General features: G+C 66.9%; 8 protein-coding genes. 3 read left to right on the top strand and 5 right to left on the bottom strand.

Going from position 1 to position 8,036, the window contains the following annotated elements; translation table 11 throughout:
- A partial coding sequence (gene rpsF, locus QOD90_RS30935; protein WP_526356327.1) for a 30S ribosomal protein S6 occupies positions 1-203 on the bottom strand: 203 nt, incomplete at its 3' end.
- A gap of 290 nt (positions 204-493) precedes the next feature.
- Between rpsF and QOD90_RS30940 the strand changes: the two genes are divergently transcribed.
- Positions 494-1,867, top strand: coding sequence for an FAD-dependent oxidoreductase (locus QOD90_RS30940; protein ID WP_526356329.1), 1,374 nt, complete (start codon positions 494-496; stop codon positions 1,865-1,867).
- A 61-nt stretch (positions 1,868-1,928) separates the two neighbouring features.
- A complete protein-coding gene (locus QOD90_RS30945; protein WP_526356331.1) occupies positions 1,929-2,675 on the top strand; it encodes an alpha/beta fold hydrolase in 747 nt (248 codons plus the stop codon).
- Positions 2,676-2,704: 29 nt separating this feature from the next.
- Here the strand turns inward: QOD90_RS30945 and QOD90_RS30950 are convergent, their stop codons facing one another.
- The 4 genes from QOD90_RS30950 to QOD90_RS30965 form a co-directional block, all read right to left on the bottom strand.
- Entirely contained in the window at positions 2,705-3,178 is a 474-nt protein-coding gene (locus QOD90_RS30950; protein ID WP_526356333.1) for an SRPBCC family protein, read from the bottom strand.
- The gene (locus tag QOD90_RS30955; protein WP_526356335.1) at positions 3,175-4,815 is read right to left on the bottom strand and encodes a glycosyltransferase family 87 protein; all 1,641 of its coding nucleotides are present in this window, start codon (positions 4,813-4,815) and stop codon (positions 3,175-3,177) included. The genes QOD90_RS30950 and QOD90_RS30955 overlap by 4 nt, the downstream gene beginning before the upstream one ends.
- Positions 4,812-7,094 (bottom strand): transglycosylase domain-containing protein, encoded by a 2,283-nt coding sequence (locus QOD90_RS30960; protein ID WP_526356337.1) that lies wholly within the window; start codon positions 7,092-7,094, stop codon positions 4,812-4,814. Before QOD90_RS30960 ends, QOD90_RS30955 begins: the two co-directional genes overlap by 4 nt.
- Before the next feature lie 175 nt (positions 7,095-7,269).
- Entirely contained in the window at positions 7,270-7,692 is a 423-nt protein-coding gene (locus QOD90_RS30965) for a DUF5318 family protein (protein WP_526356339.1), read from the bottom strand.
- A 111-nt stretch (positions 7,693-7,803) separates the two neighbouring features.
- On the opposite strand from QOD90_RS30965, the gene QOD90_RS30970 reads away from it, so the two are divergent.
- Positions 7,804-8,036, top strand: a 233-nt coding sequence (locus QOD90_RS30970; protein ID WP_526356341.1) for a DUF1707 domain-containing protein, incomplete at its 3' end; no start/stop codon positions are given.

The following is an 8,036-nucleotide window of genomic DNA, read 5'->3' on the forward strand; positions in this document are numbered from 1 at the left end:
TCGGCCTTCACGTCGATGACGGCGTAGATGCCCTCGGGGTGCTTGAGGATCTCGTACGCCAACCGGCGACGGCCCCAGATGTCGATCTTCTCGACCGAGCCGCCGTCCTTGCGGATGACGTTCAGGAACGTCTCCAGCGACGGAGCTACTGTCCGCTCATCGAGCGTGGGGTCGAGGATGACCATGATTTCGTATGGACGCATATGAACCCATCACCTCCTATGGTCGTGTGCGGCCACGGCTTGTCCGTGGCAGGAGGGTCGCCTGCGTCGGCAACTCGGCAAGGTTACAGCAGGAGCGCCTGAGCAGCGAAATCGTCGGCCGGCGGTCAGCTCGTCGCCGTTCGCACTTCCTTGGTGAAACTCTCGATGACACCGGGTGTCGGCTGCTATCTTTCGCACATCGCGGGTTCGGATTGACGAACCTGCAACGGTGAGTTGGGGGATTCGCCATGGCGGTACTGGGGGAACATGCGGTCGTCCTAGGCGCGAGCATGAGCGGCTTACTGGCAGCCAGGGTGCTGGCCGATCACTTCCGAACCGTCACGGTCGTCGACCGTGACGTGTTGTCGACCGATCCCGCCAACCGTCGAGGAGTACCGCAGGGCCGACATCCGCATGCCCTGCTGGCACGCGGCGCGCACGCGTTGGACGAGTTCTTTCCAGGGATTCTCGACGAGCTGGTCGCCGACGGCGCGCCCGTGTGGGACGACGGCGAATACTCCCGTCTCTACCTGTCCTTCGCCGGGCACGTGATGCCCCGCTCCGGAAAAGCAGCCGCCGATCCCAAGCGATACGCGATGTATCAGCCGAGTCGGCCGTTCCTGGAGTGCCACGTTCGGCGGCGCGTGCAAGCCATCGAGAACGTCACGCTGGTCGACGGTCACGACGTGGCGGAGCTGACGTCGACGGCCGATCGAAGACGCATCACCGGGGTTCGGGTGGTGAAACGCGACGGCGGCGCCGAGCAAACGTTGACCGCCGACCTCACCGTGGACGCGATGGGACGCGGTGCGCACACGCCCGCCTTCCTCGAGGCCCTCGGATACGGGCGACCGGACGAGGACCACATCGTCGTGCACACGACCTACGTCAGCCAGGTGCTGCGGATTCCGCCAGGCGCCATCGAGGAGATGCTCGTCATCGTCAGTCCCGTTGCCACCCGGCCAACCGGAATGTTCCTCGTGCACAACGAGAACGACACGTGGATCTTCACCGTCTTCGGGATGTGCGGCCACGAACCGCCGCGGGATTTCGCCGGCATGCTGGCCTTCGCGGAGCCCTACGCTCCAGCGCATCTGCTGGCGGCGGTGGCCGCCAGTGAACCGATCGCGCCGGTGATCCAGCACCGGCTCCCGTCCAGCCAGTGGCGCCGCTACGACAAGATGCGGCGTTTCCCGGACGGTCTGCTGGTCACCGGTGACGCCATCTGCAGCTTCAACCCGGTGTACGGCCAAGGCATGTCGGTCGCCGCGGCAGATGCCATGGCGCTGCGGAAGTCGTTGCGCGGCGGTGCCACCGATCTGCCCCGACGATACTTTCGAGCCGCGGCGAAGCAGATCGGTGTGGCGTGGAGTCTCGGAGCCGGTACTGACCTGGCGTTTCCAGAGGTCGACGGACACCGCACACCGGCAACGCGCCTCACCAACCGGTTCGCGGGCTGGATGCTGACCGCCTCCGAGACCGACCGTACGGTGCATGCCCAGTTCACCAAGGTCACGGGCCTGGTCGACCCACCAGCCCGCCTTTTGCACCCAGCGTTCCTCTATCGAGTCGCCCGCGCGAATCTCTCGCGCCAACAACGTGATTCACGACTAGGACGAGTCACGGCGCCGGTCGCGACCGGACCCGTCACGCCCTTACCGTAGTGTTCGCCAACTGTTCCGCTTCGGCCGCGCGTCATCGTCGCGACGTGTCAGGATGTCGACCATGACGGTCGTCCTGGTGCACGGCAATCCGGAGACGGATGCGATTTGGGGTCCGCTGGTCGACGCCCTCGGGCGGGATGACGTGGTGCGGTTGTCGCCGCCGGGATTCGGCGCCCCGCTGCCCGAAGCATTTCCCGCGACGTACCTCGCCTACCGGGACTGGCTGGAAGGCAAATTGCAGGACATCGACGAACCGGTCGATCTCGTCGGGCACGACTGGGGCGGTGGGCACGTCATGAACCTGGTGATGCATCGGCCCGAGCTCGTCCGCAGCTGGGCCACCGACGTCGTCGGATTGTTCGATCCCGACTACGTCTGGCACGACCTCGCGCAGGTGTGGCAGACGCCCGGGGAGGGCGAGCAGCTGGTCGACACCATGTTGGGAGGCACGTCCGAGGACCGCACCGCCCAGCTCGTCGCGCTGGGCATACCTCAGGACATCGCGACGTCGATCGCCCTAGCCCAGGGCCCGGAGATGGCGCGGGCGATCTTGCTGCTCTACCGATCCGCGCGCCAACCCGCGATGGCCGAGGCAGGACGCGCACTGGAGCGGGCCGCGACCCGGCCGGGACTGTCACTGCTGGCGACCGAGGACCCCTACATCGGCTCCGACGACATCCGGCGTCGCGCCGCAAACCGCGCAGGCGCCCGAACCGAAGTGCTCGAGGGGCTGGGGCATTGGTGGATGGTGGAGGATCCGCATCGTGGCGCCGCCGCACTCACCCGCTTCTGGGATTCCCTCGTTTAGCGGCTCGTCCTGACCCACCCGGATCCGGCTCAGCCGCCCTCGGCCGTGCGCTTGATCGCCGCCAAGGTGACAGGGATGCCCTCCCTGGCCGCTCGCGTCCGAATCGCGATCTGCTCATCGGCGTGCTCCCCGAACCGGCCGTGAAAGCCCTGGATGCCCTCGGGCAGGAACGCCCACGACTCGGTGAGGCGGGTACCGCCATCTGGGTCCTTCAAGGGCTCGACCGTGAAGCCCCACCGCACCCAGCCCTCATTGACCACCCACGCGAACTCGCGGCCGGGATCGGCAGCCACGACCCGGCTGCGCGTCTCCCACGTCCGCTTCCCGTCGTCGTTGCGCCCGGTGAAGTACGCGCCGACGGTTGGGCCGCCGCCCTCGTCCCACCAGCACGCCCGGCACTGCGGGCTCCACTCGCCCATTCGGGTCACGTCGGACACCAGCCCGTAGAGATCGTCGGCATCGACGTTCACCACGACGGAGTCGCTGAATTCGAGATCGCTCATGTGCGTACCAACTCCTGCTCGGGTTCCACGGTTGGCTCGGGCACGGCCGGCCGCAACCGACCGGGCAGCCACTTCGGCGGCGCATCGGGAGCGTGCTCGAACACCCCGCCCGACGGATCGTCGACGCGGCCATCGACACCGAAGTGGCGGCGAACCACGTCCAGCTCCGGACGGTAGATCTGACGGATCACCAAGGCGCACAAGGCCATCACCGCGACGTCCCGCAGCAACACCGTCGTGGTGAACCACTGCTGCGGCAGGCCCATCTTCTGCTCACCGAAGAGGTACAGCATCCGAGGCACCCAGACGATTGCGTCAATCGTCATCCACGCCAACAGGATTCGACGTTGCGGCAAGGCGAGCACGGCCAGCGGCACCAGCCACAGTGAGTACTGCGGACTCCACACCTTGTTGGTCAGCAGGAAGGCCGCGACGACGAGGAACGCCAACTGTGCCAGCCGCGGACGCTGCTTGGCCGTCAGCCCCACGTAGGCGATCCCGCACAGGCATGCGGCGAACAGCACGGCGGTCACGGCGTTGGTCACCGACGGCGGCTCCCAGAACCCCAATTGCGAATCGAAGCCCCGCCAGCCGGTGAACGACTTCACGACGTTGTAGATCGAATCCATGTCATCGCCGCGCCGGGTGTTGAGCCGGAAGAACTCCGACCAGCCGCGCGGAAACAGCACCATGATCGGCAGGTTCACCACCAACCACGTCACCACCGCGGTGGCGGCCGTCTTGCCAACCTCACGCATCCGGCCGGTCCGCAGGCCAAGGATCACCATGGGCACCAGCAGCAGAAGCGGATAGAGCTTGAGCGCCACACCGACGCCGATCAAGGCGCCGGCCAGCGCCGGTCTTCGCCGAGCCCAGGCCAGCATCGCGCCCGCCGCGCACGCCGTCGCCAGCGCGTCGAAGTTGGTGAAGATCTGAAAGATCACCAGCGGTGAGGCCGCGACGAGCGCCGCGTCCCAGACCCGGCGGCCCGCCAACCGCGCCGTCGCCCACACCGTGGCCAGCCACGCCAGCGCCAAGCCGAACGCGGCGATGTTGAAGAACATCACCACCTCGGCGAGGATCGGGATCGAGACCAGCTTCGTCAACGCCGTGTACGTCTTCGCCAACGCCATCGACACGTACTGGTACATCCCCGTCAGGACCGGATACTCCATGTATCGCACCGCCGGTGCCCCGTCGTACTGCTTCTGCGGCGCGCCCGCGGCGTCCTTCTCGGTCCAGGACGACTTGTACGGAAACTTGCCCTGGCTCAACAGTTCTGCGGTGTACAGCGGCACCGTGTCCGAGTAGCAGAGCTCGTAGTACGCGCGCTGGTTCTCCCACACGGCCACCCGCTTATCGGCGGTGCCGGTACCCGTCGACTGCAGGCACGCCGCCTTCGTCGAATACCCGAGCGCCAGGAACAGCAGCGCGATGATCAACATGACGCGCAGCGGGGTCATGAACCGGGCCCTGCCGATCAGGGCGTGCCTGCCGACCGGACCACCGATCACACCCGACAGCGCCGCTCCGATGGTGTCCGTCCGGCTGGGCAGGTCGCGGTCGTCGTCGCTGCGCAGATCGTCGGCCAGCGGTTGGGGGGACACCGTCGACCGACTCGGCTCCTCACCGGTCACGGCGGAGGCGGCGGCGCGGTGGCGGTCGGGGTCAGAGCGTTCGGGTCACCGGGCGGCGGCGACCCGGGTGGCGGCAGCGGGATCGTGGTCGGCGGGCCGAACGGGATCGTGATGCCAGGGCCCAACTCGATCGTCGGCTGAATCACCGTCTCGGACGGTGGCGGTGGAGGGGGCGGTGGCGGAGGTGCGACTGGCGGCCCCGCGTAACCGCCGATCTCCGTCGGCTTCGGGAACGTCTCGTTGTCGGTGCCCTTGAGGGCGCCGTCCATCGTGGCCTTCCAGATGTCGGATGGCAGCCCCGACCCGTAGACGGATCCGCCTGACTTGTTCTCCAGCGGCTTGGTGCCCTCGGTGGTGCCGACCCAGACCGCCGTCGACAGCGACGGCGTGTAGCCGACCATCCACGCGTCGCGGTTGGCGTCGGTGTCACCGAGCTGATTGGTACCCGTCTTGGCTGCCGACGGCCGGCCGCCGGCCAGGTTGTGACCCCGTGAGTAACCCGCGATGGGCTGCATCGCCGCGGTGACGTTGTCGGCGACGGCCTTGTCGATCTTCTGCTCGCCGGGGTCGTCCTGCTGAGACGCGTCGAACAGCACCTGGCCGTCGGAACGGACGACCTTCTGAATGAAGTGCGGCCGGTGGTAGAGCCCGGAGTTCGCCAGCGTGGCGTACGCCGACGCCATGTCGATGACACGAGACTGGTACTGGCCCAACACGATTCCGTCGTACGGCGGTCCGCCCTTGCCGTCCTCGGAGAGGGTGTGCTCGACGCCGGGGAAGCTCTCGGCGATACCCGCCGCGTGCGCGGCGTCGGCGACGTCCTTCGGGCCGTTCTTCAACTTCAACATCAACCGGTAGTAGCTGGTGTTGAGTGACTGCTTGAGCGCCTCGGCGATGTTGCACGTGCCGCACGCCTCACCGTCGACGTTGGTGATCTTGACGCCGTTGACCTCGACGGGCGAGCTGTCGATCTGATAGCCAAGACCGATGCCCTGCTGAAGCGCGGCGACGAGTGCGAAGACCTTGAATGACGACCCCGTCGGCAGGCCGGCCTGCGCGAAGTCGAAGCCATTGGCGTCCGAACCGCCGTAATACGCCCTGACCCCGCCGGTCTTCGGATCGATCGAGGCGACGGCCGTCCGCATGTCCGGGTCCTGGCCCTCCAGGTACTCGGCCACCGCGTCCTCGGCAGACTTCTGCGCCTTCGGGTCGATCGTCGTGGTGACCTGCAGGCCCTCGGTGTTCAACGTCTGCTCGTCGATGTTGAACAGGTCCATCAATTCCTTGGTGACCTGCCGCTCGATCAACCCGTTGGGTCCGCTGGTCTGATTCTGCGCGCGAGCCTGATCGGGGGGCAGCGTCGGCGGAAACACCTGCGCGGCGCGGTCATTGGGCGACAGCGCGCCCATGGTGACCATGCCGTCGAGCACCCAGTTCCACCGTTCGGCGGAGCCCTCGGGATCAACGGCCGGGTCCAGCCCCGACGGCTGCTGGATCAACGCAGCGAGAAGCGCGCCCTCGGCGACGTCGAGCTGTTCGATGGGTTTTCCGAAGTACGCCTGCGACGCGGCGCCGATGCCATACGCGCCGCGGCCGAAGTAGATGATGTTGAGGTACGACTGCAACACCTGGTCCTTGGACCACTCACCCGACATCTTCGTGGAGATGACGAGCTCCTTGGCCTTTCGTACCAGGCCACCCACCCCGGAGCGGGCGTCGCCGACGAGCGCGTTCTTGACGTACTGCTGGGTGATCGTCGAGCCGCCCTGCAGATCGCCACCGAAGATGTTGTTCTTGAACGCACGAAGGAAGCCGGTGAAGGAGAACCCTGGGTTGGTGTAGAAGTCACGGTCCTCGGCCGCCATCACCGCGTTGCGGGTTTGGACCGGGATCTGCTCGATGTCGACGTCGACCCGGTTGCCCTCCGGCGGCACGATCCTCGCGAGCTCGCTGCCGTCGCTGGCGAGGATCGTCGACACCTGGTTGGTCCGGATATCTCCGGGTTTGGGGATGTCGACGATCATGTAGGCCATCGCGAACGTCACGATCGGCAGCAGGATCGCGAGTGCTAGCGCGATGTACGACCCGCGCCGCACCCACTTCCAGTTGACGTGGAATTGGCGTCCACCCGGCCCCTTGCCGCCGGGCGGCCCGCCACCTCGTGGCGGACCCGGTGGCGGGAACTTCGGCGGTGGGGTGCCATCCAGCGCCGCCTTGACGACGTCGATCGGATCGCGGTAGGGCCGCTGGGGTGAGGCGGGGACCGGCGGCAGGAGCATCGTCCTGCGGTCATCGGGCGGAAACGCCTCCCGCGGTGGCAACTCACGCGCCTGCGGGAACGCCTTCGTCGCACCGTCCGACGGGGATGGTGCCGAATGTCGTGGGGGTGCGACTTCACCGCCAGCCGAGGACCCCTTGGGAACGTCGTCGGCTGACCGTTCGTGTCGCCCTTCGCTATTCACTGGCCGTGCGCGCTCCCGAGCGCGCCGTCCTGGTGCCGCGCGCCTTCGGCGGACGGGGCGCGCCGAGCACGTAGGACTTGACCAAGTGGTTCCAACTGCACGTTCGGCATACCTCCACGACGTGCACCGCGAACTCGTCGAACTTGGCTGCCAGCATCACCAACTCCTCCGTGGTGCGGGCTGATCCGGACACGGCGCCCAGGTGATCGCCGAACACCCAGGACACCAGCGTGAGCTGTTCCTTGCGACATATCGGACACATCACCTGACTGGACTTGCCGTGAAATTTGGCGGCGCGCAGCAGGTAGGGATTGGCGTCGCATACCTCTGAAACACCCGTCCGCCCCGAGTACACCTCGGCAAGCAGGGACCGCCGCTTGAGCGCGTAGTCCACCACCTGTCGCTGCAATCGCACGAAGACCAGAGTACGTCGGCCCTCCCTCGGCGCAGCTTCGAGTCCGTCACCTTTGGGCCGTGTTCGGCATCTGGTCTGCACCGATGGCGCACCAACTCCTACGATCTGTTCGTGGCGACACGGCAGACGGCTGGAACACGGGCCAAGGACACCGACCGGAACAACAAGTGCCAGGTACTCGACAGCGCACTGAGCGACGGTCAGCTCTCGATGGAGGAGCACCGCACCCGGGTGGCGACGGCGACGACGGCTGCGACGCTTGGCGATCTCCAGCACCTCGTGGATGACCTCCAGACGGAGAACTCCCCGGTCCAGATGCCCAACCTGAGCAAGCCGTCGCGGTT

It is taken from the genome of Mycobacterium sp. (assembly GCF_032161845.1).
GTDB lineage: Bacteria > Actinomycetota > Actinomycetes > Mycobacteriales > Mycobacteriaceae > Mycobacterium.

What these genes read in the sequence shown, in the direction of transcription:
- QOD90_RS30940 (WP_526356329.1), top strand. Translation starts at nt 494, where the DNA reads ATGAGCGGCTTACTGGCAGCCAGGGTGCTGGCCGATCACTTCCGAACC.
- QOD90_RS30945 (WP_526356331.1), top strand. Translation starts at nt 1,929, where the DNA reads ATGACGGTCGTCCTGGTGCACGGCAATCCGGAGACGGATGCGATTTGG.
- QOD90_RS30950 (WP_526356333.1), bottom strand. Translation starts at nt 3,178, where the DNA reads ATGAGCGATCTCGAATTCAGCGACTCCGTCGTGGTGAACGTCGATGCC.
- QOD90_RS30960 (WP_526356337.1), bottom strand. Translation starts at nt 7,094, where the DNA reads ATGCTCCTGCCGCCGGTCCCCGCCTCACCCCAGCGGCCCTACCGCGAT.